This window comes from Streptomyces sp. NPDC048142 (genome assembly GCF_043202835.1).
Lineage (GTDB): Bacteria > Actinomycetota > Actinomycetes > Streptomycetales > Streptomycetaceae > Streptomyces.
The window spans coordinates 92,811-116,549 of record NZ_JBIDBC010000025.1 but is presented as its reverse complement, the minus strand read 5'-3'; the positions used below and the strand labels follow the sequence as shown (position 1 = coordinate 116,549).

18 protein-coding genes and 2 pseudogenes are annotated in these 23,739 nt (G+C 70.9%); 11 read left to right on the top strand and 9 right to left on the bottom strand.

All coding sequences use genetic code 11. The annotated features are described in order from the left end of the window. Window positions 1-263: 263 nt before the first annotated feature. The 3 genes and pseudogenes from ACGF2Y_RS27105 to ACGF2Y_RS27095 all read right to left on the bottom strand — a co-directional run bounded on the left by ACGF2Y_RS27105 (window position 264) and on the right by ACGF2Y_RS27095 (window position 3,522). Window positions 264-1,826: a ricin-type beta-trefoil lectin domain protein gene (locus ACGF2Y_RS27105; protein ID WP_392952472.1), complete on the bottom strand. Its 1,563-nt coding sequence runs from the start codon at window positions 1,824-1,826 to the stop codon at window positions 264-266. A gap of 332 nt (window positions 1,827-2,158) precedes the next feature. Continuing rightward, a pseudogene (locus ACGF2Y_RS27100) lies at window positions 2,159-2,524 on the bottom strand (PfkB family carbohydrate kinase); the annotation flags it as partial. Next, the gene (locus ACGF2Y_RS27095) at window positions 2,521-3,522 is read right to left on the bottom strand and encodes a pseudouridine-5'-phosphate glycosidase (RefSeq protein ID WP_392952469.1); all 1,002 of its coding nucleotides are present in this window, start codon (window positions 3,520-3,522) and stop codon (window positions 2,521-2,523) included. The pseudogene ACGF2Y_RS27100 and the gene ACGF2Y_RS27095, both read right to left, overlap by 4 nt. 104 nt (window positions 3,523-3,626) lie before the next feature. Here ACGF2Y_RS27095 and ACGF2Y_RS27090 point away from each other — a divergent pair, with 104 nt between their 5' ends. Next, window positions 3,627-3,989, top strand: a complete 363-nt coding sequence (locus ACGF2Y_RS27090) for a cupin domain-containing protein (protein WP_392952466.1) — start codon at window positions 3,627-3,629, stop codon at window positions 3,987-3,989. A gap of 512 nt (window positions 3,990-4,501) precedes the next feature. Here the strand turns inward: ACGF2Y_RS27090 and ACGF2Y_RS27085 are convergent. Both ACGF2Y_RS27085 and ACGF2Y_RS27080 read right to left on the bottom strand, forming a co-directional pair. After that, window positions 4,502-5,059, bottom strand: coding sequence for a methylated-DNA--[protein]-cysteine S-methyltransferase (locus ACGF2Y_RS27085; protein ID WP_392952463.1), 558 nt, complete (start codon window positions 5,057-5,059; stop codon window positions 4,502-4,504). Between the two features lie 86 nt (window positions 5,060-5,145). Next, window positions 5,146-6,021 (bottom strand): glycerophosphodiester phosphodiesterase family protein, encoded by an 876-nt coding sequence (locus ACGF2Y_RS27080; RefSeq protein WP_392952460.1) that lies wholly within the window; start codon window positions 6,019-6,021, stop codon window positions 5,146-5,148. Between the two features lie 230 nt (window positions 6,022-6,251). Between ACGF2Y_RS27080 and ACGF2Y_RS27075 the strand changes: the two genes are divergently transcribed. From ACGF2Y_RS27075 to ACGF2Y_RS27055, 5 genes are all read left to right on the top strand, one after another. Next, a complete protein-coding gene (locus ACGF2Y_RS27075) occupies window positions 6,252-7,118 on the top strand; it encodes an MHYT domain-containing protein (RefSeq protein ID WP_392952457.1) in 867 nt (288 codons plus the stop codon). 39 nt (window positions 7,119-7,157) lie between these two features. Continuing rightward, the gene (gene uvrB, locus ACGF2Y_RS27070) at window positions 7,158-9,287 is read left to right on the top strand and encodes an excinuclease ABC subunit UvrB (protein ID WP_392952455.1); all 2,130 of its coding nucleotides are present in this window, start codon (window positions 7,158-7,160) and stop codon (window positions 9,285-9,287) included. 285 nt (window positions 9,288-9,572) lie between these two features. After that, the gene (locus tag ACGF2Y_RS27065) at window positions 9,573-10,151 is read left to right on the top strand and encodes a TerD family protein (RefSeq protein ID WP_392952452.1); all 579 of its coding nucleotides are present in this window, start codon (window positions 9,573-9,575) and stop codon (window positions 10,149-10,151) included. Window positions 10,152-10,449: 298 nt separating this feature from the next. After that, a complete protein-coding gene (locus ACGF2Y_RS27060; protein WP_392952478.1) occupies window positions 10,450-12,453 on the top strand; it encodes a TerD family protein in 2,004 nt (667 codons plus the stop codon). A gap of 240 nt (window positions 12,454-12,693) precedes the next feature. Then, window positions 12,694-13,713, top strand: coding sequence for a TerC family protein (locus tag ACGF2Y_RS27055; protein WP_392952449.1), 1,020 nt, complete (start codon window positions 12,694-12,696; stop codon window positions 13,711-13,713). Window positions 13,714-13,874: 161 nt separating this feature from the next. Here ACGF2Y_RS27055 and ACGF2Y_RS27050 read toward each other — a convergent pair. Further along, window positions 13,875-14,060 (bottom strand): annotated as a pseudogene (locus ACGF2Y_RS27050) (MBL fold metallo-hydrolase); the annotation flags it as partial. 543 nt (window positions 14,061-14,603) lie between these two features. Here ACGF2Y_RS27050 and ACGF2Y_RS27045 point away from each other — a divergent pair. Continuing rightward, a complete protein-coding gene (locus ACGF2Y_RS27045; RefSeq protein ID WP_392952447.1) occupies window positions 14,604-15,386 on the top strand; it encodes a hypothetical protein in 783 nt (260 codons plus the stop codon). Window positions 15,387-15,537: 151 nt separating this feature from the next. On the opposite strand, the gene ACGF2Y_RS27040 is transcribed toward ACGF2Y_RS27045, so the two are convergent. Both ACGF2Y_RS27040 and ACGF2Y_RS27035 read right to left on the bottom strand, forming a co-directional pair. Further along, window positions 15,538-16,191, bottom strand: a complete 654-nt coding sequence (locus tag ACGF2Y_RS27040; RefSeq protein WP_392952444.1) for an MBL fold metallo-hydrolase — start codon at window positions 16,189-16,191, stop codon at window positions 15,538-15,540. Window positions 16,192-16,201: 10 nt separating this feature from the next. Beyond that, the gene (locus ACGF2Y_RS27035; protein ID WP_392952441.1) at window positions 16,202-16,891 is read right to left on the bottom strand and encodes a maleylpyruvate isomerase family mycothiol-dependent enzyme; all 690 of its coding nucleotides are present in this window, start codon (window positions 16,889-16,891) and stop codon (window positions 16,202-16,204) included. A 175-nt stretch (window positions 16,892-17,066) separates the two neighbouring features. Here ACGF2Y_RS27035 and uvrA point away from each other — a divergent pair, with 175 nt between their 5' ends. Beyond that, window positions 17,067-20,150 (top strand): excinuclease ABC subunit UvrA, encoded by a 3,084-nt coding sequence (gene uvrA, locus ACGF2Y_RS27030; protein WP_392952438.1) that lies wholly within the window; start codon window positions 17,067-17,069, stop codon window positions 20,148-20,150. A 249-nt stretch (window positions 20,151-20,399) separates the two neighbouring features. Continuing rightward, complete coding sequence (locus ACGF2Y_RS27025; protein WP_392952436.1) at window positions 20,400-20,828, top strand: Rieske (2Fe-2S) protein; 429 nt, start codon at window positions 20,400-20,402, stop codon at window positions 20,826-20,828. A 145-nt stretch (window positions 20,829-20,973) separates the two neighbouring features. Here the strand turns inward: ACGF2Y_RS27025 and ACGF2Y_RS27020 are convergent, their stop codons facing one another. Further along, window positions 20,974-21,900 (bottom strand): hypothetical protein, encoded by a 927-nt coding sequence (locus tag ACGF2Y_RS27020; RefSeq protein ID WP_392952433.1) that lies wholly within the window; start codon window positions 21,898-21,900, stop codon window positions 20,974-20,976. A gap of 227 nt (window positions 21,901-22,127) precedes the next feature. On the opposite strand from ACGF2Y_RS27020, the gene ACGF2Y_RS27015 reads away from it, so the two are divergent. Next, entirely contained in the window at window positions 22,128-22,736 is a 609-nt protein-coding gene (locus tag ACGF2Y_RS27015; RefSeq protein WP_392952430.1) for a papain-like cysteine protease family protein, read from the top strand. 4 nt (window positions 22,737-22,740) lie between these two features. Next, entirely contained in the window at window positions 22,741-23,667 is a 927-nt protein-coding gene (locus ACGF2Y_RS27010) for a hypothetical protein (protein ID WP_392952427.1), read from the top strand. The last annotated feature ends 72 nt before the right edge of the window (window positions 23,668-23,739 follow it).

Genomic DNA, 23,739 nt, shown 5'->3' with positions numbered 1-23,739 from the left:
GAGAGCTACCAGGCCGGACTCCACCTCCGGGCCTCCATGATCTGGATCAAAGACCTCACCCGAGCCACATGATCACGACTCAATACGCTCCCTAGGGCTCGCCTTCAAATTCCCGCCGTCCGCCCCCCGGCAAGCGGGAGATTTGCAGATCAGGAATGCTCTGGGCAGCGGCCTCAGGTACGGGGACTCGCCCGGGTGAAGTCCGCGCCCAGCGCCGCCCCCGTCGGCCCGGTTTCGGGCATCGACGGGGACGGCGGAGTTGCTCAGTCGAGGGGGGCCCAGGACTGCGGATTCGAGCTGTTGGACCACGTGACCATCACTTTGGAGCCCGGGGTGGCGCCCTCCCGGTCGAGGGTCAGGCCCGTCTGCGCAGTGCTGATCTTCAGTGTTCCGTTACTCTTGGTGATCTTCCACTTCTGGTAGCTGTCGGCGGGGTTGTAGGGCTTGAGCGTGACCGTGCCGACGCCGCCGCTGCCGGAGGGGGCGGTAAGGGTGAGCGGCTGGGCGCAGCCGTCAGTGATCCGCACGGTGCCGTCGGTGTTGGCCTCGACCTTCCAGCGCTGCCAGCCTCGGGTGGTGTCGGAGGTGTTGAGGCCGGCGGTCGCGCTGGTTTGGTTGGCGCATCCGCCCATGCGTTCGAGTACCAGTGCGCTGCCGTTGGTGAGGCTGTGGTACTTGCCGTCGCCGGCGATGGTGGGCCCGTAGTCGATGGTGTGCGGGTTCAGCTTGCCGACCGCGGTGCTGCCGGTGGGCAGGGGCGGGTTCGCGCCCGGGCGGGTGGTGTTGAAGTAATCGGAGAAGGTCAGGGGCTTCTGCGCGGTCATCGCAGCGATGCTCCCGTTCCAGTTGGTGTCGACGGTACGCCAGAGGGCGAGGAGGGAACCGGCGACGTTGCCCTCGACCTTGTCACCGACGCCCCATCCGTCGCCGTACGTGAAGCTGGTGCTGCTTCCGTTGCTGTGGACGAAGCGGGAGTCGCCGAGCAGATAGGCGGCGGCGGCGTTGGCGAAGCCCTCCGACCACGCGCAGCCTTCGGTGCTCACGTTCGGGATGGAGTGGCTGTCGCAGATGAGGCTGGAGGGCATGGGTCCGTTGAACGTGCGGTGCTGGAGGAAGTGGGCGCCCTCATGCAGGATGTAGTGCTCGGAGTCGGCGTCCGGGCCGACGAGGTTGACGGTGTTGGTGGAGTCGCTGTACCAGGATCCGCCGGTGGCCTGGTCGTGCCATCTGACCGTGAGCGGGGTGCAGTTGCTGTTGTTCGTCTCGTGGGAGGACCAGCAGTAGCTTGCGGGGTTGCCTCTGGACCACCACAGGAGGTTGAGGGTGTCGAAGGCGTGCCAGGCCCGGGCCGTGGACGCCGGGGCCTTGGCCGTTCCGGTGTTCCTGTTGTCGGTGACGTTGGAGAGCGCCGGCAGCTGCCAGGCGATGTACTGGTTGTTGGTGTCGAAGACCCGCCACAGGTTGTTGCTGGTGGCCCAGACCTTCACCCAGACGGTGCTCAGCGAGGTGGTCGTGGTGGGCGTGTAGCAGAGGTTGTAGCTGCCGTCGCTCACAGCGGTGAGGCCCACGACGTTGAGTGCTTGCGGTGAGTCGGTGCTCTTCTCGGCGCCCCACAGCTCGACGGTGGCGTTGCGGAGCGGCTTGGTGCGGGTGGGCTTGGCCGTTCCGTCCTCTGCGGACTGGTAGTCGTACTGGAGCGTGCCGCTGATGCAGATCGGGGCTGCTGCCCGCGCGTTGGTGGCCGTGAGCGGGACGGTGGCCAGTGCGGTGAGAAGGGCCGCGGCCAGGGCGACGGCCGGGAACGGCAGTCGCAGTCGGATAGTCAAGATCATCTCCCGGTTGAGTCCAGACGAAAGCGCGTGTATCCCGACGCGGGAGATGGCAGGGGCTCAAGGACGCGCCCGAACACCGGTACGGGCCGAAGCTGTTCGCCATCAACCCGGCTGGGCGGCCCCTCATGATCAACGGTGAGGACGCCTCCTGACTGGGGCGCATGCGGAGCGCGCGGAAGCGTGTTGGTGGTGCGTGCACGCCAGGTACGCGCGCCCCAGCCCACCCCTGTGGGCGAAGGAACGCTGGGGGTACGAGGGCTCGGGCATATCGAGCCGCCTTTGCCTCGCCTATTGCGCAACTTCTGATAGCAGGAACTACCAGCAGAGGCGAGCCGCAGCACCGCCCCGCCGTCGGTCAGGAACGTCCGCTCGGCCGCCGCGTCGACCAGGGCGATGACGGTCCCCGTCGGAAGCGCGTCGTCCACCGTCAGGAACGCCCGCACCCCCGCCCGCTCCAGCGCCTGACGATGCCAGTCGGCGGAATCCGCCCCCGCCCTGGCCAGCAGCCGGACGTCCGGACAGCCCGAACGCACCGCCCAGCAGGCGACGTTGGCCCCCGCTCCGCCCGGGAGGGTACGGATCCGGGCCGCCGTGTCCGTACCGTGCGCGAGCGCCGATCCGTATCGCGCCACCACGTCCGTGACCACGTCACCCACGACCAACAGCCCTGCGCCCGCCGCCGGACGGTTCACCGGGCTCCGGCCGCCGCGACGGCGATCCGCGCCGCCAGAGCCACGTTTCCGCGCACGGCCGCGAGGTTCGCCTCCAGCGACGCGCCCCCGGTCCGCCGCATCAGCTGGTCCAGCAGAAACGGCGTCACGCCCTGTCCCGAGATACCACGCTCCCGGCACGCGTCCAGCGCCTCCGCCAGCACCCGGTCGTGCAGCGCCGGATCCAGCTGATCCTTTTCCGGTACGGGGTTGGCGACGATCAGCGCGGCCGCCGGGCCGCCCAGCGCTTCCTTCGCCCGGATCACCTCCACCACCTCCTCGGGGCTGTGCACCGTCCAGTCGACGGGTTCGCCGGAGCTGCTGAGGTAGAAGCCGGGGAAGTGCTCCGTGCCGTAACCGACGATGCCGACGCCGAGGGTCTCCAGCCGCTGGAGGGTCGCCGGGACGTCGAGGACCGACTTCACCCCCGCGCAGACCACGGTGATCCCGGTGCGGGCGAGCAGCCGCAGATCGGCCGACTCGTCCTGATCATCGACCCATCCCCGGTGTACGCCACCGAGCCCGCCCGTCGCGAAGACGCCGACGCCCGCCCACGCCGCCAGGAACGCCGTCGCGGACACCGTGGTCGCCCCGCTCGCCTTGGCGGCGAGCGCCGGGGCGAGATCGCGGTGCCCCAGTTTGCGTACCGCCGGATCCCCGGCAATCCGCTCCAACTGGTCCTCACTCAGACCGACATGGGCCCGACCGTCCAGAACGGCGACGGTGGCCGGGACAGCACCGGCGGACCGGACGAGCCGCTCCAGCTCCAGGGCCACGGAGAGGTTGCGGGGGCGCGGCAGACCGTGCGCGATGATCGTCGACTCCAGCGCCACGACGGGCGGACCGGCGCTCAGGGCGGTGCGCACCTCCGCCGAGAGCACCGGCTCGTAGGAGTTCGTCTCCGGGGTCTTCGCCTCCGGGTTCTCCCTCGTCGGGTTCTTGGTCTCCGCGGGACGCTGGGCCGGTGGGTTCTGAGGCATGCCCCATCCCTGTCGCGGGCGGGAGGGGTGCAAACCCCGGGCGGACGTCCGGTGGCGGGTCCTGGTCACGGGTCGGCCGGAAGTGGTCGCTAAGGTGACCGGGCATGACGACAAATGACCAGGCCCCCGCCTCCTTCGCCGTGCGCATACCGGACGCCGAGCTTGTTCCGGAACCCCTCGATCCGGCGCAGATCGTCTCGGGCGATCCCGTGGTGACGGGCAAGGTGCTGTGGGAATCGGCCGACGGCAAGCAGACCCGGGGGATCTGGCAGATCACGCCCGGCGTGGTCACCGACACCGAGGCGAACGAGCTGTTCGTGGTCGTCAGCGGCCGGGCGACGGTCGCGGTCGAGGGCGGGGCGACGCTGGAGATCGGCCCGGGGGACGCCTGCGTCCTGCGGGAGGGCGACCGGACGACCTGGACCGTTCACGAGACGCTCCGCAAGGCCTACCACATCAGCCTCTGACGGCTGCGGCTGCGGCAGTGGCAGTCGCTGTGACTCCCGCTCCCGCTCCTGCTCCGCCGTGACCCCTGCTCCGGCGGCGGTCCTGCGGTGCGTCAGCCGCTGACCGCTTCCGGCCGCCGCGGGCCCCGGCGCAGGGCGTGCGCGGCGACCGGCGGCAGCAGAGCGGCACCGATCGCGTTCAGGGGGCTGTACCCCCACTGGGCGACGCATCACTCCGGCCGCCGCTCCGCCCCACCAACCGCCGAGTACCTGGCTGACGAGGAGCACGGCCGATGTCCGGCGCTGGAGAGCAGGCAGGCCTGCGTCCGTGACTTGAGGAGAAGGGGAGAAGAGGCGTCACCGGCGCGGTGCGCCACCGCTCGGCTGCCGCTGTGCACCCGGACGGGTGAACAGGCCGCGGCGACGCGACGCACCGGCCAGAGGTGCACTGCCGATCAGGCCATGTCCGCGTGCCCCGGCAGGATCTACAGACAGCACCCCCCTGGAACGCCAGATCGACAGACGCCACGCCCCTAGAACAGCGGCTGCGGCAGGATCCCCTCCAGCGCCAGCAGTTGCCGCTTGGTCTCCAGACCGCCGCCGAACCCGCCCAGGCCGCCGTCGCTCTCCACCACCCGGTGACACGGCACCACCACCGGCAGCGGGTTCGCCCCCATGGCCGCCCCCACCGCCTGCGCCCCCTCCGGCCGGCCGACCCGCGCGGCCAGCTCCCCGTACCCGACGACCGTCCCATAGGGCACCCCGGACGCCAGCTCGCGGAGAACCTCCCGATGGAACCCCGAGGTCAGCGACCAGTCCAGATCGAGGTGAAAATCCTGTCGCTCGCCCGCGAAATACGCCGCGAGCCTGCGTATGGGCTCGGCGAGCCGCACCGAGCCGGGCGCCTCCACCGGCTCCGTGCCGAACCGGGTCCGCAACCGGTCGAGCATCGCGTCCCGTACGGCGGGGCGGGCGTGGAAGGACACGCTCACCAGACCGGCCCCGGTCGCGGCGAGCAGCAGCGGGCCGATGCCGCTGTCCACGACGGACCACTCGACGGTCGGCTCGTCACCGATTCCGTAGTTGTTCATGCCGACCACCGTACGACCCGTCACTGACAGCGGCGGGCCCGTCGGCGGGAAGATCCGCCGGGCCCGCCCCTGCCGCCCCTGCCGCGTCAGCTCGTCGCGTCGCGCACCACGTCGGGGAAGTTGGTGATGATGCCGTCGACCCCGTAGTCACGGGCCCTCACCGCGTCCGCCGCCTTGTTGACCGTCCATGTGTTCACCCGCAGACGCTTGCCGTGCGGGCCCTTGAGCCGCTGGACGGCCGCCACGTAGTCGGCGCCGATCGTCGCGTACGAGGGGTTGATCTGATCGGTGAACGCCGCGTACGAGGGCAGGTCGGCCACCGCCGGGGTGCCCAGGAAGCCGGTCGTGACGTCGGGGCGCAGGGTGTGCACCTTCTTCACGCTGGCGGCGCCGAAGCTCTGGACGACCAGCCGGTCCCGTACGTGGGCGCGGTCCAGCCACCCCGACCGCCCCAGCACCCGGATGATGTCCCGCTCGATGCCCGGGTAGGTCGCCGGGCTCTTGATCTCCAGGAGCAGCTTCTGCCGGTTGCGCTCCAGACGGTGCAGGAACTGGGTGAGCGTCGGCACCCGGGCCCCGGTGAACTGCGTTCCGAACCAGCTGCCCGCGTCGAGCTTCGCCAGCTCCGCCGCGGTGAGGTCCTTGACCGCCCACGGCGCCCGGTCGGGGAAGACCTGCTCGACGTCGGTCGTGCGCTTCAGGCTGGTGTCGTGCAGCACGACGAGCACGCCGTCGCGGGTGCGGTGGACATCGCTCTCGACCCAGTCGATGCCGAGGGCGTCCGCGGCGTCGACGGCGGCGAGGGTGTTCTCCGGCGCGTAGCCCGATGCGCCCCGGTGGGCCACGACGACCGGGGCCGTCTGCCGCTCCGGAGCCTCGGGCCGGTCGGCGGGCAGCAGCAGGACGCCGCCGCCGAGCAGGGCGGCGGCCGTACTGGAAGCGGTTGCGGTGCGGACGAACACGGGGACTCCTCACGTTGGGAGTGTGCGGACACGCAGAGAGTGACAGCGGCCCGCCAACGCCCGGAGGGGCTGCGATGGCCGCGGCATGAACGGAACCTTCGGTCCCGGGGACCGCCGCCGGAGCACGGCACGGGGCCGTGCCGATAAAATGTTCTTTCTTTGTCTGCCTGCCGGGACTCGCCCCTTGGGGACCCTCCTCGACCCCGGGCTTTCTCGAAGGGCGTGCGCGCATGCAGGGAACAGTCGACGGATTCACCTACGGCCTGGTGACTCCGGTCGCGGCGTTCCTCATGGCCGCGCTGGGAGCCGCCCTCGGACTCCGCTGCACCACCCGGTCCCTCCACACCGCGCGCACCTGCCGGGCCGGCTGGCTGGTGCTGGGTTCGCTGTCCATCGGCTCCGGGGTGTGGACCATGCACTTCGTCGCGATGACGGGCTTCACCGTCCAGGAGGCTCCGATCTCCTACGACAAGCCACTCGCTTTCGCCGGCCTGGCCGTGGCCGTGGTGATGGTCGGCATCGGCATCTTCATTGTCGGGTACCGGGGCGCGACCCGCATGGCGTTGATCACGGGAGGCGCCATCACCGGCCTCGGCATCGCCTCCCTGCACTATCTCGGCATGGCGGGCATGCGCATGGACGCACGGTTCGCGTACGACACGCCCCTCGTCGTCCTCTCGGTGCTGATCGCCGGGTGTGCCGCCACGGGCGCGCTGTGGGCGGCCGTCACCCTCCGGGGAGCCCTCTCCGGCCTCGGCGCGAGCGTCCTGATGGCCGTCGCGGTGACCGGGATGCACTACACCGGCATGGCCGCGCTCGACGTGCACCTGCACCTGCCGCCCGCCCTGCCGCCCGCCCTGCCGCCCGCCCTGCCGCCGGCCCTGCCGTCCGACCTGGCGGACGTCCTGCCCGGCGACCGGCCCGCCGAGATGATCGGCCCGATGCTGGCAGGCCCCGCCTGCTTCCTGCTGCTCGCCGCGGTGGTGCTCATGTTCGATCTCAGGGCCGTGACGGGCGAACCAGGCCCGTACGCACGGACCGGGCGGCGCTCGCGGAGCACCGCCCGCGGGGGTGCGGGAGGGTCCCGGTACCGCTGATCCGGGGCCGTTGTCAGTGGTGAGCCGTACGGTGGTTGCATGCGGCCCGTTTCCAAGATCGAACGTTCGGTGGCGCCCTTCGAGGTCGTCAGTCCCTACCAGCCCAGCGGCGACCAGCCGGCGGCCATCGCCGAGCTGGAGCGGCGTATCCGCGCCGATGAGAAGGACGTCGTCCTGCTCGGCGCGACCGGCACCGGCAAGTCGGCGACCACCGCCTGGATGATCGAGAAGCTGCAGCGCCCCACTCTGGTGATGGCTCCGAACAAGACCCTCGCCGCCCAGCTGGCCAACGAGTTCCGTGAGCTCCTCCCGAACAACGCGGTGGAGTATTTCGTCTCCTACTACGACTACTACCAGCCCGAGGCGTACGTCCCGCAGTCGGACACCTACATCGAGAAGGACTCCTCCATCAACGAGGAGGTCGAACGGCTGCGCCACTCGGCGACGAATTCGCTGCTCACCCGGCGCGACGTCGTCGTGGTCGCCTCCGTCTCCTGCATCTACGGCCTCGGCACGCCCCAGGAGTACGTGGACCGCATGGTCCGGCTCAAGGTCGGCGAGGAGATCGACCGCGACCAGCTGCTGCGCCGCTTCGTCGAGATGCAGTACAGCCGCAACGACCTGGCGTTCACCCGCGGCACCTTCCGGGTCCGGGGCGACACCATCGAGATCTTCCCGGTCTACGAGGAGCTCGCCGTCCGTATCGAGATGTTCGGCGACGAGATCGAGGCCCTGTCCACGCTCCACCCGCTGACCGGCGAGATCATCAGCGAGGACCCCATGGTCCATGTCTTCCCCGCCAGTCACTATGTCGCCGGGCCCGAGCGCATGGAGAAGGCCGTCGGCGGTATCGAGCGGGAGCTGGAGCAGCGCCTGGCCGAGCTGGAGAAGCAGGGCAAGATGCTGGAGGCCCAGCGACTGCGCATGCGCACCACGTACGACATCGAGATGCTGCGCCAGATCGGCACCTGCTCCGGCGTCGAGAACTACTCGATGCACTTCGACGACCGTGCGCCCGGCACCGCCCCCAACACCCTCCTCGACTACTTCCCGGACGACTTCCTGCTCGTCCTGGACGAGTCCCACGTCACGGTCCCGCAGATCGGCGCGATGTACGAGGGGGACGCCTCCCGCAAGCGGACCCTCGTCGACCACGGCTTCCGGCTGCCGTCCGCGATGGACAACCGGCCGCTGAAGTGGGAGGAGTTCCTGAAGCGGATCGACCAGACGGTGTATCTCTCCGCCACTCCGGGGAAGTACGAGCTCTCGCGCGGCGACGGGTTCGTCGAGCAGATCATCCGCCCCACCGGCCTCATCGACCCCGAGGTCGTGGTCAAGCCCACCGAGGGTCAGATCGACGACCTGGTCCACGAGATCCGCAAGCGCACCGAGCGCGACGAGCGGGTCCTGGTCACCACGCTCACCAAGAAGATGTCCGAGGACCTCACCGACTACTTCCTGGAGCTCGGCATCCAGGTCCGCTATCTGCACAGCGACGTCGACACGCTGCGCCGCATCGAGCTGCTGCGCGAGCTGCGCTCCGGCGAGTACGACGTGCTCGTCGGCATCAACCTCCTGCGCGAGGGTCTCGACCTCCCCGAGGTGTCCCTCGTGGCCATCCTCGACGCCGACAAGCAGGGCTTCCTGCGCTCCGGCACCTCGCTCATCCAGACCATCGGCCGCGCCGCCCGTAACGTGTCCGGCCAGGTCCACATGTACGCAGACAAGATCACCCCGGCCATGGCGCAGGCGATCGACGAGACGAACCGCCGCCGCGAGAAGCAGGTCGCGTACAACACCGAGCGCGGCATCGACCCGCAGCCGCTGCGCAAGAAGATCAACGACATCGTCGCGACCATCGCCCGCGAGGAGGTCGACACCGAGCAGCTCCTCGGGACGGGCTACCGGCAGGGCAAGGAGGCGAAGGCCCTGGTGCCCGCGCTCGGCGGCAAGGCCGCCAAGGGCGGGGCGAAGGGCCGGGCGCCCTCGCCCGGCGCGGTGCTCAGCGACCGGCCCGCGACCGAACTGGCCGGGATCATCGAGGAGATGACCGAGCGGATGCGGGCCGCCGCAGCGGACCTGCAGTTCGAGGTGGCCGCCCGGCTGCGTGACGAGGTCGGTGAACTGAAGAAGGAGCTGCGTCAGATGAAGGAAGCGGGCCTCGCCTGATCCCGGCACCCGGACCGGCACCGCCTTCGCCGCCGATTCCCGCGGCGGCTCCCGCACCGGTGGGTCCTGCGTCTGCTCCTGCGCGGGCGGTTCCTGCGTCGGCTTCCGCGTCCGTTCCGGTGTCCATGCCGGCGTGGATTCCGCCGCACCGGGCATGCCGTGCCGGGTGTGTTGCAAGACCGACACAAAAGCGGACCGAGCCTGCTGCGGCCCGGGGTGGAATGCGTAGGGTGCGGGGAAACCGCACACGGATGGTTGCGGGGCAATGCCGAGAGGGGACAGCGCGTGACGGTCAACATGACCAAGGGTCAGGCCATCAGCCTGCAGAAGAGCGACGGGGGGACCCTGACCGCGGTACGGATGGGGCTCGGCTGGCAGGCGGCTCCGCGTCGCGGCCTGTTCGGCTCGCGCACCCGCGAGGTCGACCTGGACGCCTCGGCGGTGCTCTTCGCCGACAAGCAGCCGGTCGACGTCGTGTTCTTCCGCCACCTGGTCAGCGATGACGGCTCGGTCAAGCACACCGGTGACAACCTGGTCGGCGGCGCGGGCTCCGGCGGCGACGACGAGGCGATCCTCGTCGACCTCCAGCGTGTGCCGGTCCACATCGACCAGATCGTTTTCACGGTGAACTCCTTCACCGGGCAGACGTTTCAGGAGGTTCAGAACGCCTTCTGCCGCATCGTCGACGAGACCAACGGCCAGGAGCTCGCCCGGTACACGCTCGACGGCGGCGGCCAGTACACCGCCCAGATCATGGCGAAGGTGCACCGTGCGGGCAGCGAATGGCAGATGACGGCCCTCGGGAACCCGGCCAACGGCCGCACCTTCCAGGACCTGATGCCGTCGATCCTCCCGCACCTGTAGCCCCCGGGCCGGTCCGGCACGGACCGGCACCATTACGGGCAGGGGCAGCTCCCGCCGGCACCGGCCGCCGGGGGCTGCCCCACGCACGACCACGGCCCGCACGACCACGGCACGGCCGCACATGGTCACGCACGAACACAGCACGGCCGCACATGGCCACGGAATGCCCGGCACTCACAGCCACGGCACACACGGCATGGCACACACGGCAAGCCAGGCATGACACAACAGCATGAACGCGGCATCGCACGGCAGCGCGCCCACGGGCGCGCGGGCCATCGTCGAGGGGGACAGGGCAATGACGGCCGAACTGGTCCGGGGGCAGAACCACACCTTGCCCCAGACCCGTCTGGAGATCCGGGTATCGGCGGGCACGTCCGTCGTGGCCGGAGCCACCCTCGGCGACGAACGGGGCACGGTACGCGGAGTCGAGTGGATCGCCCACCCCGGCTCGCCCCAGCTCCCCGGGCTGGAGGTCTCCCAGCAGGCGGCGGCCGACCACCGGCTCGCCGTCGACCTGGAAGCCCTGCCCGCCGGCGCCCACCGGGTCACCGTGCTGCTCGCGCTTCCCGTCGGAGCCGGCGGCCCGGCGCGGTTCGGCGCGGTCCCCGCCCCCTTCGTCGCCGTCACCGGGCTCGACGGTGCCGAGATCGCCACCTTCACGCTCACCGGCCTGGACGCCGAATCCGCGGTCAGTGCCCTGGAGCTCTATCGCCGCCAGGACGTCTGGAAGGTCCGCGCCGTCGGACAGGGGTACGCCGGCGGGCTCGCCGAGATGCTCGCCGACCAGGGCGTGGCCGAGGCGACAGGACTGGCCGGATCCATCCACGAGGCCGTCACCCGGGGCCTGGCCCGCTCGGTGGCCCCACCGCCGCCCCGGACCCCGGAGGGCGACCGCGTACGGCACGCGACGGGCTCCGCGGACCACCGCCCGCCCACGCCCACGCCCACGCCACCGCCCCCGGCCCCGGGTCCCGCCGAGCCGCTGACCGACCCGGCCAGCACCGCTCAGGGGCCGGCGCACCCCTCCCAGCCGCACACCGCCCCGGGACCGGCCGCCGCGAGATCCACCGGTGACGGTCCCATCAACTACGCGCACCCGGGGCGGCAGCACGCCGCGCCCCCGTCGCCCCCGCCCACCGCGCCTCCCGCCCAGCCCGGACAACCCGCCCAGCCCGTCGCGGGGGACGCCACCGGCTGGTCGATGGACGAGCGCCTCTACAACCAGATCTGGGGCATGTTCGAGGATCTGGCCCGCGCCGTCGCCGCCTACCGCAGCGCCGTCGACTTCGCCGAGTCCCGGATGGACCAGGAGCTCGACCGGGCCCTGTCCGACCCGCGCAACCGGATCGGCGGATCGGGCGACCGCGCCCGCGAGGAGGCCCGCGCCAAGCGCGACGAGCTGACCTCCCGGGCCCGGGAGGTCCTCGACCGCGACCTGGCCCAGCTGGCCGCCGAGTCGGCCGTCGTCGAGCCCGCGCTCCCGGCCGCGTACGCCGGCTGGGGCAACCCCGTCTGGCACGCCCACCGCGTCCCCATGGAGATACCGATGGCCCTGCGCATCGGCGACCTCCATCTTCCCGAGCGCACCGACCTGCGCATCCCGCTGCTCGTCCGGCTGCCGCTGGAGCGCGGCATGTGGGTGGACAGCGGCCGGACGGCGTCCGAAGCGGCCGCCCCGATGGACACGGACCGGCTGCGCCGGCTGGCCATGGAGACCGCGGTCGCCCACGCGGCGCGGCTGCTCGCGGTGTATCCGCCCGGTGAGTTCTCGGTGCACGTCATCGACCCGGCGGGCGCCGCGGCCGGTCCGCTCGCGCCGCTGGTGGCCGCGGGCGTCCTCGCCGGACCGCCCGCCGCCGGCCCCGGGGGAGTGGCCTCGGTCCTCGCCCACCTCACCCGGCGGGTGGACCTGGTGCAGATGGCCGTGCGCGCCGGGGCGGCCGACTCGCTGCCGCCCGACCTGGACACCGGCGAGCAGCTCCTGGTGGTCAACGACTTCCCGCACGGCTTCGACGACCGGGCCGTCACCCAGCTCCGCTATCTCGCCGACGAGGGCCCCTCGGTCGGGGTGCACCTCCTGATGGTCGCGGACCGGGAGGAGGCCAGTGCGTACGGGCCGATTCTCGACCCGCTCTGGCGTTCGCTGCTGCGGATCACGCCGGTCGCCGACAGCCATCTCGCCGACCCCTGGGTCGGGCATGCCTGGACGTACGAGCCGCTGGCGATCCCGCCGGGCAGCCGCGTCCTGGAAGAGGTGCTCGCGGCGGTCGCCGCCGCCCGTCGAGCCGTCGGCCGTTGATGGAAAATCGCTCTGACCTGCTGTTTTGACGACTTCTTTACCCTTCTCTTTACCTTTTCTTGGTGATGTCTGTACTGTTCGGGTTACGGAGGGGAGTACTCCTTACGCGACGTCCCGTCAATACGGACCGTTATCGGTCCCGGGGCGCCGGTCCAGGCGCGCACGCCGTGCGCAGGGATGGAAGAGACCTCCGGCAGCGACGACGCTGATCAGTAGCCGTAGCGAACTGCCGGAGGCGCAGTGGACGTTTCATGGACCCTTTGGGCCCTGACCATCTTTGGTCTGTCAGCCTTGATCGCCGTCGACTTCTTCATCGGGCGCAAACCCCATGACGTGTCGACCAAGGAAGCCGGAATCTGGACGATCGTCTGGATCGTGCTGGCCATCCTCTTCGGAGCCGGTCTCGCGGTCTTCGGTGAGACCCAGGCCTCCGGCGAGTTCTTCGCGGGATTCATCACCGAGAAGTCGCTGAGTGTCGACAACCTCTTCGTCTTCGTCCTGATCATGGCGAAGTTCTCGGTGCCCTCGCACCTCCAGCAGCGCGTGCTGCTCATCGGTGTGCTCATCGCCCTGGTGCTCCGGGCGATCTTCATCGCCGCCGGCGCCGCCGTGATCGCGAACTTCTCGTGGGTGTTCTACATCTTCGGGGCGTTCCTGATCTACACCGCCTGGAAGCTCATCCAGGAGGCGCGCGCCGACGAGGAGGAAGAGGAGTTCGAGGAGAACCGCCTCCTGAAGTCGATCGAGCACCGCTTCGGCGTCGCCGACAAGTACCACGGCACCAAGCTCTTCATCCAGAACAACGGCAAGCGTGTCCTGACCCCGCTGATGGTGGTCATGCTCGCCATCGGTATGACGGACGTGCTGTTCGCGCTGGACTCCATCCCGGCGATCTTCGGCCTGACCCAGGACCCGTACATCGTCTTCACGGCCAACGCGTTCGCGCTGATGGGTCTGCGTCAGCTGTACTTCCTCATCGGCGGTCTGCTGAAGAAGCTGGTCCACCTCAGCTACGGCCTGTCGGTGATCCTCGGCTTCATCGGCGTCAAGCTGGTGCTGCACGCCCTGCACGAGTCCGGGGTGCACGTGCCCGAGATCTCCATCCCGTTCTCGCTCACCGTCATCTGCGGCGTCCTGGTGATCACCACGGTCACCAGCCTCATCGCCAACAAGAAGCAGGCGGCGGCCGAGGCGGAGAAGGACGGGAAGGCGGAGACCGCCGGCCCGGCCGACGAGGAGAGCAAGAGCATCAGCAGCTGACCCGGAGCCGCCCCGAGCGGCACAGGGACACACCGGCAGCGGCCGGGGCGGTAACGGCGAAGGCCGTCCGCCCCGGCCGCTTTCGTGTGTCCGCGCGGGAGACACGAGGCCTCCGCGTGCGGTGCGCGGCAGGCGCGAGGCCTCCGCGAGCTGTGCGCGGGCTACCAGCCGCGGGCGCGCCACTCCGCGAGGTGGGGCCGCTCGTCGCCGAGGGTCGTGTCGTGCCCGTGGCCCGGGTAGACCCACGTCTCGTCGGGCAGCCGGTCGAACAGCTTCGTCTCGACGTCGTGCAGGAGGCTCGCGAACGCCTCGGGATCCTGGTTCGTGTTCCCGACCCCGCCGGGGAAGGGCGGCACCAGGGGCAAGGGCCCGGCGTCCTCGCCCGGCCGGGGAGGGAGCCGTGCTGGCCCCGCTGGGACCACCGCCACGGAACACGTCGACCTGACTGGAAAGTCGAAGCCGGGAGGCAGAGGCACTGCGCCTGGCGCTGCCGGACTGGCACCCGCCTCGGGGTACCGGAAGACCTCCCGCTCCCAAGGTCCGCCAGCGAGCCGACAGTGGCCCCGAGGGAGCGCGGCCTCGCCGCCCCCGGTCAGGGGTTGACCGGCCCGCCGCCGCCGAGAGCACGGGGTGTAGCGCATTCGGATGAGACTGAGACCGAAGTCGGTTGTGATCACTGGATCTGGTGAGGCGCACTGGCGCACGGTCACGCACGGCTCTAGCGTGATCGCGCTGCGCGATGGAGTCGCGCTTTCACAGATCGGGTTTTCATGAGGTTTGGGCAGCAGTCCCTTTCCCGTCTCGCGTCCCGGCTCGCCGTCTGCGCTGCGGCGGCCGGGCTCGCGATGTCGGCCGCCGTGCCGGCGCAAGCAGCCCCCAGCGCTCCGGGCGTGCCCACGGCTCCACGGCTGGCCGATGTCGAGATCGTGCAGACGACCGAGACCGTTGGTGACTACGAGGAGGTGCGTGTGTTCTGCCCGGACGGAAAGGTCGTCATCAGTGGTGGCGCTGAGGCGAAGGCGGACGGCTCCCACAACGAGTCGCTGGCCGTGGTCTCCAGCTATCCGGAGTATTTCCCCTGGCAGCAGGAGTCAAGGCTCTGGGTCGCCAGCGCCCGGAACTTCTACGGGCAGCCGAGCACCGTCACCGCCTGGGCGGTGTGCGCGACGCGTCCCAGCGGCTACGAGGTAGTACAGACGCCGCTGTCCGAGGTTCCGGTCGACCAGCCGGTCACGGCTTCCTGCCCGGCGGGCAAGGTCGCGCTCGGCGGCGGAGGCGCCATCCAGGGCGACCGCAGCGCCCTGAACAAGTCGTACCCGGCCGCGTTTGATTCGTCCGGGCAGCCCGCCCAGTGGGTGGTGTCGGGCCGGAAGGGCGCGAACACCACGGTCGGGGTCGTCGCCACTGTGACGTGCGCTGACCCGATCCCTGATACCACCTGGTCGACGGGCAAGGCGACGTCTAACAGCCCGGTCGGTGGGTTCCTCGCGTGTAAGGACGGTCGGCAGGTCGTGAGCGGTGGCACCTCTGCGAAGGGCCAGGAGACCGTCCTGACCGCGTCGAGGCCCGGACTCCAGAGCGAGGGTGCTGTCAGTGACGGCTGGTGGGGCCAGGCGGGCAGCTTCTACGAGCCGTTCGAGGCTCAGGTGTACGTGATGTGTACCAGCCGGTAGCGGACCCGGCAGGAGCGTAGGAGGGCCCGCAGACCTTGACCGGTCATGCGGGCCCTTTGCTGTGCCGGGGCCGATGCGCTGAGGCTGCCGGCTGCGTCGCGTTCTCCTGGCCCCGTGGTGCAGTCGTGCAGAAGCAGCCGTCGTTGGATGGTCACCAGCCTCGCGTGCGCCACTCCGTGAGTTGGGGTCGCTCCGCGCCAAGGGTGGTGTCGTTGCCGTGCCCGGGATAGACCCACGTCTCATCGGGCAGGACGTCAAACACCTTGGTCTCCAGGTCGTCCATCAGGGAGTTGAACTCCTCCGGCTCTGTTGTCCGTCCAGGACCGCCAGGGAAGAGACAGTCCCCGGTGAACAGGTGCGGGGCGCCGTGCGGGTCGTCGTAGACCAGGGCGATGGAGCCCGGGGTGTGACCGGCCAGATGGCGGGCGGTCAGCTCGACCCGGCCGACGGTGACGGTGTCGCCGTCCTCGACCAGCACATCGGTCGGGACCGGGATGCCCTCGGCGTCGTAGCGGCCCGCGTACGTCCGGGCGCCGGTCGCCCCGACCACCTCGGCCAGTGCCTGCCAGTGGTCCCCGTGCTGATGGGTGGTGACGACGGACGCGATGCCGTCGTCACCGATCAGCGCGAGCAGGGTCTCCGGCTCGGCGGCCGCGTCGATCAGCAGCTGCTCGCCGGTCGCCCGGCAGCGCAGCAGATAGGCGTTGTTGTTCATCGCCCCGACGGCCACCTTGGAGATCATCAGATCCGCCAGTTCGTGCACGCTCGCCGGCCCGCCGACCTTCACCGCTCCGCTGTACGTCATACGTCTCAGCCTATAGCGGGGGCAGTGAGGGCAGCGGGCCACCGGCCGCAGTCAGGGCGGAGCCGTCACGACGGCCGCAGAGCCAGCCCAGCAGCTCGACGGCGGGCCCCTGGACGGTCACCAGGGCGCTCGCCGGTCCGCCGCCCGTGTTCCAGGTGTGACCGTCCTGGTCGGTCAGCGCGGTGGCGGGCACGTCCTGGTTGCCCAGGAAGCGCTCGGCCAGGAAGGCGATCTCCCGCGACACGAATTCCGCGGGCAGGTCCTCCAGCTCGTAGCCGACGTCGAGGTCGACGTGGTGCAGCTCCAGCTCGACCCAGCGCCGGAAGGGGATCCGGGCCGCGGAGTCCGTCACGCCGTTGCGCAGGGCGACCGTACGGGACCAGTCGGCCGGTTCGGCGGCGGCCGCCAGGAAGCCGTCCGCGCTCTCCCGCAGGTCGGTCAGCTGTTCGGCCGCCGGGCGGGGGGCGCCGTCGGCGATGTCGGCGTCCCGGGTTTCGCCGCTCGCATACATCGGGAGCCCCCGGAGAACATTTCCGAGCGCGTCGGCGTTACGTGAGAGGTGGGCCAGTACGTGGCCCCGACTCCAGCCGGGCAACCGTGACGCCCCGGCGACCGAGGCGTTGTCCAGTTTGCCGGCCGCGTCGAGCAGCCGTTCGGTCGCACCGCGTACAGCTCCCAGGTCGTGCGCATGATCAATCATGTGACCGAGCCTAGCTCCGCCACTCATTCGGGTGAAGGAGTCGGAGGTCGGTCATAAATCGAATGTGCGTGCTATACGCTCGGAATCGAAAGCTTCTCACACCGCTGTGGCGCCCCCCATACCCTGGGAGAGGGGCTCAGTTCCCCCGCTTCTCTCTAGAAAGGTTCGGACCGGCGTGGCCGACCGTCTCATCGTCCGTGGCGCGCGCGAGCACAACCTGAAGAACGTCTCGCTCGACCTGCCCCGCGACTCCCTCATCGTCTTCACCGGGCTCTCCGGGTCGGGCAAGTCGTCCCTCGCGTTCGACACGATCTTCGCCGAGGGGCAGCGCCGCTACGTGGAGTCGCTCTCCTCGTACGCCCGGCAGTTCCTCGGCCAGATGGACAAGCCGGACGTCGACTTCATCGAAGGCCTCTCCCCGGCGGTCTCCATCGACCAGAAGTCGACCTCGCGCAACCCGCGCTCGACGGTCGGCACCATCACCGAGGTCTACGACTACCTCCGGCTGCTCTTCGCCAGGATCGGCAAGCCGCACTGCCCCGAGTGCCACCGGCCCATCTCCCGCCAGTCGCCGCAGGCCATCGTCGACAGGGTTCTCGGCCTGCCCGAGGGGAGCCGCTTCCAGGTCCTCTCGCCGCTGGTGCGCGAGCGCAAGGGCGAGTTCGTCGACCTCTTCGCCGACCTCCAGACCAAGGGCTACAGCCGGGCCAGGGTCGATGGCGCCACCATCCAGCTCGCCGAGCCGCCCACGCTCAAGAAGCAGGAGAAGCACACCATCGAGGTGGTCGTCGACCGCCTCACCGTCAAGGACAGCGCCAAGCGCCGGCTGACCGACTCGGTCGAGACCGCGCTCGGCCTCTCCGGCGGCATGGTCGTGCTCGACTTCGTCGACCTCCCCGAGGACGACCCCGAGCGCGAGCGGATGTTCTCCGAGCACCTCTACTGCCCGTACGACGACCTCTCCTTCGAGGAGCTGGAGCCGCGCTCCTTCTCCTTCAACTCGCCCTTCGGCGCCTGCCCCGACTGCACCGGCATCGGCACGCGCATGGAGGTCGACCCGGAGCTGATCGTCCCGGACGAGGAGAAGTCCCTCGACGAGGGCGCGATCCACCCCTGGTCCCACGGCCACACCAAGGAGTACTTCGGCCGCCTGATCGGCGCGCTCTCCGAAGCCCTCGGCTTCCGTACGGACATCCCCTGGGCCGGGCTGCCGCAGCGCGCGAAGAAGGCCCTGCTCTTCGGCCACAAGATCCAGACCGAGGTCCGCTACCGCAACCGTTACGGGCGCGAGCGCGCCTACACCACCCCCGCCTTCGAGGGCGCGGTGCAGTTCGTCAAGCGGCGGCACACCGAGGCCGAGAGCGACTCCAGCCGGGAGCGCTTCGAGGGCTATATGCGCGAGGTGCCCTGCCCGACCTGCGAGGGCACCCGGCTGAAGCCGATCGTCCTCGCGGTGACGGTGATGGAGAGGTCCATCGCCGAGGTCGCCGCGATGTCGATCAGCGAGTGCGCCGAGTTCCTCGGCCGCCTCAAGCTGAACGCCCGCGACAAGAAGATCGCCGAGCGGGTCCTCAAGGAGGTCAACGAGCGGCTGAAGTTCCTCGTCGACGTCGGCCTGGACTACCTCTCGCTGAACCGCGCGGCCGGCACCCTGTCCGGCGGCGAGGCCCAGCGCATCCGGCTGGCCACCCAGATCGGCTCCGGTCTGGTCGGCGTGCTGTACGTCCTGGACGAGCCGTCCATCGGCCTGCACCAGCGCGACAACCACCGGCTCATCGAGACCCTGGTCCGGCTCCGCGACATGGGCAACACGCTCATCGTCGTCGAGCACGACGAGGACACCATCAAGGTCGCCGACTGGGTCGTCGACATCGGCCCCGGCGCGGGTGAGCACGGCGGCAAGGTCGTCCACTCCGGCTCGCTGAAGGAGCTGCTGGCCAACAAGGAGTCGGTCACCGGCCAGTATCTGGCGGGCAAGCGGTCGATCCCGACCCCCGACATCCGCCGCCCGGTCGACCCGGCCCGCAGCCTCACCGTCCACGGTGCCCGGGAGAACAACCTCCAGGACATCGACGTCTCCTTCCCCCTCGGCGTCCTCACCGCCGTCACCGGCGTCTCCGGCTCCGGCAAGTCGACCCTGGTCAACGACATCCTCTACACCCACCTGGCCCGCGAGCTGAACGGCGCCAAGTCGGTCCCCGGCCGCCACACCCGGGTCGACGGCGACGACCTCGTCGACAAGGTGGTCCACGTCGACCAGTCGCCGATCGGCCGGACCCCCCGGTCCAACCCGGCCACGTACACCGGAGTCTTCGACCACGTCCGCCGGCTGTTCGCCGAGACGATGGAGGCGAAGGTGCGCGGCTATCTGCCGGGCCGCTTCTCCTTCAACGTCAAGGGCGGCCGCTGCGAGAACTGCTCCGGCGACGGCACGATCAAGATCGAGATGAACTTCCTGCCCGATGTGTACGTCCCGTGCGAGGTCTGCCACGGAGCGCGCTACAACCGGGAGACCCTGGAGGTCCACTACAAGGGCAAGTCCATCGCCGAGGTGCTGGACATGCCGATCGAGGAGGGCCTGGAGTTCTTCGAGGCCGTCCCGACGATCGCCCGCCACCTCCGTACGCTCAACGAGGTCGGCCTCGGGTATGTGCGGCTGGGCCAGTCCGCACCGACCCTCTCCGGCGGCGAGGCGCAGCGCGTCAAGCTGGCGAGCGAGCTCCAGAAGCGCTCCACCGGCCGCACGGTCTACGTCCTGGACGAGCCGACCACCGGTCTGCACTTCGAGGACATCAGCAAGCTGATCACCGTGCTCTCCGGCCTGGTGGACAAGGGCAACACGGTGATCGTCATCGAGCACAACCTCGATGTCATCAAGGTCGCCGACTGGGTGGTCGACATGGGCCCCGAGGGCGGCAACGGCGGTGGTCTGGTCGTCGCCGAGGGAACCCCGGAGCAGGTCGCCTCGGTCCCAGCGAGCCACACCGGGAAGTTCCTCCAGTCCATCCTGGACGCGGACCGGATCAGTGAGGCGGCGGTGCCCTCCGGACGGGGGACGGCCCGCAAGCCGGCCGCCCGCAGGACCACGCCGGCGAAGAAGACGGCCGCCGCGGCCAAGAAGGCCACGACGGTCAAGGCGAACGCCACGGTGACCAAGGCCGGTACGGCCAAGGTGGCCGTCACCAAGGCGGCCACCGCGAAGAAGGCCACCACCAAGGCGGCTGCCGTGAAGAAGGCCACCCGCGCCCGCAAGGCCTGAGCGAGGGACCGGGCGGCTCCGCCCGGCCCCGCAGCCGCCCACCCCTCGCCGACGACGGCGGTCCCCGCAGCACGAAGGGGGCCGCCGTCGCCCGTCGAAGGGGGGCGTCCGGCCCGGTCGCAGGGCTTCCGATCCCCGCCGGTATCGTCGGTTCTGTCACCGGCACACGGGGCCGTCGTCTTCGCGCCGCCCTGTCCGGCGATCCCGATCCACCGTGATCCACCCCGAACAACGACCCGTGGAGCCCGCATGCCCGGTCTGCCCGCCGCCCGCCGTACCGTGCTGAAGGGTGCCGCGCTCGCCGGTGCCGCCGGGCTGGGAGCGGCCGCCTGCTCCACCGATTCCAAGCTCGGCCACGCCAAGAACCCCACCCCCACCGCGCCCGTCGACCTCGGGGCTGCCTCGGAGGTGCCCGTCGGCGGAGCCAAGCTCTACCGCGAGCAGCGCCTGGTCGTCGTCTGCCCGGCGAAGGGCGAGTACAAGGCGTTCAGCGCCCAGTGCACCCACGGCGGCTGTGTGCTGGACAAGGTCGAGGGCACCGAGGGGCACTGCCCCTGCCACGGCAGCCGCTTCGACATGACCACCGGCGAGCCGGTGAAGGGCCCGGCCACCGTGCCGCTGCCCGCCGTCCCGGTCACCGCCGAGGGCGGAAAGCTCGTCGCGGGCCCCGACGCCTGACGGAATCGTGGGGCCCCGGCGCCGGAGGCTCCACAGCCCCCGGCCCCGGCGCCCGAGCCCCTGCGGCCCCCGGCGCCCGAGGCTCCCCGGCCCCCGACGCCGCGCAGGCGGTTCGAGGCCCCGGCAGGCGTACGGCCGCCGGCCCTCACTCCCAGTCCCAGTCGATCCCGATCAGGCCCGGCCGTACGCTTTCCTCCACCAGGTGCACGGTCCGGTGCCGGCCGGTCAGCGTGAGGTCCCTGCGGGCCCCGCGCGCCGCCCCCGCCGACGCCTGGGCGAACCGGCGGCACCGCACCGGGAGCGCAGCCTCGTCGAAGCCGACCTGGAGCACGTACTGCCCGCCCCCGAAGGTGAAGCCGCGTACGTACTCGTCGCCGGCCCCGCCCGTACCGTCCTCGAAGCCGTAGCCGAAGAGGTACGTCTCGCCGGACCGCAGCCGGGTGTCGAAGAGCAGCTCCGCCACCAGCACCCCCGCGTCCGGGTCCCAGCGGACCCGGCCCGTCCGGCAGTTCTCCAGGGCCCGCACCACGATCCGCGACGGGTCGCAGCCGGGGTCGCCCCGGTGCACCGCGAGATAGCGGTCGACGCCGTCCCGGTGTGCGCGCACCACGTGCCGGGAGCTGCGGCCCGCCAGCTCGCGCCGCGCCCCGATCCGGACCCGCTCCTGGTGCCCCACGGTGTGCAGCCCGCCGTCCACGGGTGACTCCATCGCCGCGAGGAGCCGCTCCACCGAACCCGACGCCTCCATCAGCGAGCGGTACGAACGGGACGCCGGACGGTCCCCCTCCGCGAGGGCGTCGCCGTCGCGCAGCAGCCGCAGCAGCGAGCCGTCCGGCAGTGCGAGCACCTCCTCCAGCGCCCGCACCGCCCGCAGCGACTCGGCCCGCCGGGGGCGGCGCACCCCCTGCTGCCAGTAACTGAGGCTGGTCACCCCGAGCTTGACGCCCCGGTGCGCCAGATGGTGCTGCACCCGCTGGAGCGGCAGCCCGCGCACCGACAGGGCCGTGCGCAACGCCAGATGGAACGGCCCGGTCCGCAGTACCTGCGTCAGTTCGGTCTCGGTCTGCCGCATGGCGGGCCTCCGGTGAACGTTCACGTGGGGAGTGGCGACATCGCCCCCGGGGGATGCGGGGGAGCAGGTGACCGGGGCGGGGCCGTTCACACGGACGCCGTGCCGTTCACACCGTGATGTCACCTCGCATTGAAGCGTCTTGACCTGCTCCGGACAACGCCGGATGCTCATCGTCAGCGTCCGGACGCGCTCCTCCGATCCCCGCCCCCCGCCTTGGGAGGAACGCCATGCGCAACCGAAGAGTCAGGCCCGGAAGGTTCTCGTTCACCGCCCTCCTGGCCGCCGTCCTGCTCGCCGTCCCCGCGGGCACCGCCACCGCCGCCCAGTCCCCGGACGGAGCCGGCAGCACCGTCGCGGCCGCCCAGCGGCTCAACATCACCATGCAGGCGCAGCAGCGGAGCAACTGGTGCTGGGCCGCCGGAGGCAACACCATCGCCGCCTGGTTCGGCCGCGACTACTCCCAGAACCAGTTCTGCAACGCCGCCTTCAACCGCAACCAGAACTACCAGTGCCCCAACTGGCAGGCCACCCTCGGCAACGTCCAGACCGGCCTGTCCTGGGCCGGGATCAGGCCCGGCAGTTACGTCACCGGCTGGCTGCGCTACCCGACCGTGCAGGCCGAGATATCCGCCCAGCGCCCCATCGAGACCCGTATCCAGTGGTCGTCCGGCGGCGGCCACATGCATGTCATCTACGGGTACGACGACGCCAACAGCTGGGTCTACTGGGGCGATCCATGGCCCTCCAGCGACCGCTACAACTGGGCCTCGCACGCCTGGTACGTCAACAACAACGAGTTCTCCTGGACCCACTCGCTCTACCGGATCGGGGCGTGAGGACATGAACTCCACCACCCGGCGCGTCGCCGCCGCCACCGCCCTCACCGGCGCCGCCCTGTTCGCGGCCGCCGCTCCCGCCCTCGCCGACGACGGCCGGGCGGCCCCGCCGAAGCTGACCGCCGCGACCCTCGAAGCGGCCCACGAGGCCGCCACCGAGCCCGCGACCCTGGCCACCCTGTCCCGGTTCTTCGCCCGGGAGGGCGCGGTGAGCAGAGCGGCGAGCGCACCCCGGATCGAGGGGAAGGCCGTACCCGTCCGCACGCTCTCCGCCGCTTTCGTCGCTGGAAGGCCCGGGGCCGCCCCGAGCACCCTGGACTACCTGGCCAGCACCGCCGTCTCCTCCGACGGCCAGAAGGCCTCCCTGTGGACCGTCCCCCGGGCGGACAAGGGCGCTCAGTGGCAGGTGGTGAACATCGCCACCGGTGACGACGAGGCCCGCTACACCGCACAAGGAGCCCGCGCGCTCCCCGGCGGCACCGTCTTCCGTGAACCGCAGATCGACGCCTGGTACGTCCACGACGGCTCCCGGGTGCTCCCGCTGGACGAGGACGCGAAGGCCGCCGTGGGCGCACGCGGCACCGCGCTCAGCGCCTACCGGACCCGGGTCCAGGAGGCGTACGGAGACAAGCTGCCCGGCTCCGGATACGCCCGCTCCGGCAAGGCGGGCGGCTACGGCCCCGAGGCGGCCACCGGCAACGGGGAAGCCCCGCAGCCCGCACCCGGCCCGGTCCGGGCCCCGGCGGCGGACCAGGCCCCGGACACCGCCGGCAGCTCCGCGCTCGCCGGTGCGGCACAGGGCCCGGACACGGCCCTGACCGCCGTCTCCACCACGGCCGGGGCCGGGGCGCTGCTCGCCCTGGTCCTGTGCGGGGCCGCCGCCGTACGCCGCCGGAACCGTACCGGGCGACCCCCGGTCACGGACGCCTGAGCAGCGGCTCCACCGGCTCACAGGCCCGCGCTCCGGGGTCCGGACACCGCACCGCGCTCCGGAGCGCGGCAC

Bases quoted from the DNA above. Each gene is read 5' to 3' on its own strand.
- ACGF2Y_RS27085 (WP_392952463.1), bottom strand. From the start codon at position 5,059: ATGAACAACTACGGAATCGGTGACGAGCCGACCGTCGAGTGGTCCGTC.
- ACGF2Y_RS27015 (WP_392952430.1), top strand. From the start codon at position 22,128: ATGCGCAACCGAAGAGTCAGGCCCGGAAGGTTCTCGTTCACCGCCCTC.
- uvrB (WP_392952455.1), top strand. From the start codon at position 7,158: ATGCGGCCCGTTTCCAAGATCGAACGTTCGGTGGCGCCCTTCGAGGTC.
- ACGF2Y_RS27075 (WP_392952457.1), top strand. From the start codon at position 6,252: ATGCAGGGAACAGTCGACGGATTCACCTACGGCCTGGTGACTCCGGTC.
- ACGF2Y_RS27010 (WP_392952427.1), top strand. From the start codon at position 22,741: ATGAACTCCACCACCCGGCGCGTCGCCGCCGCCACCGCCCTCACCGGC.
- ACGF2Y_RS27025 (WP_392952436.1), top strand. From the start codon at position 20,400: ATGCCCGGTCTGCCCGCCGCCCGCCGTACCGTGCTGAAGGGTGCCGCG.
- ACGF2Y_RS27060 (WP_392952478.1), top strand. From the start codon at position 10,450: ATGACGGCCGAACTGGTCCGGGGGCAGAACCACACCTTGCCCCAGACC.
- ACGF2Y_RS27035 (WP_392952441.1), bottom strand. From the start codon at position 16,891: ATGATTGATCATGCGCACGACCTGGGAGCTGTACGCGGTGCGACCGAA.
- ACGF2Y_RS27090 (WP_392952466.1), top strand. From the start codon at position 3,627: ATGACGACAAATGACCAGGCCCCCGCCTCCTTCGCCGTGCGCATACCG.
- ACGF2Y_RS27020 (WP_392952433.1), bottom strand. From the start codon at position 21,900: ATGCGGCAGACCGAGACCGAACTGACGCAGGTACTGCGGACCGGGCCG.
- ACGF2Y_RS27040 (WP_392952444.1), bottom strand. From the start codon at position 16,191: ATGACGTACAGCGGAGCGGTGAAGGTCGGCGGGCCGGCGAGCGTGCAC.
- ACGF2Y_RS27095 (WP_392952469.1), bottom strand. From the start codon at position 3,522: ATGCCTCAGAACCCACCGGCCCAGCGTCCCGCGGAGACCAAGAACCCG.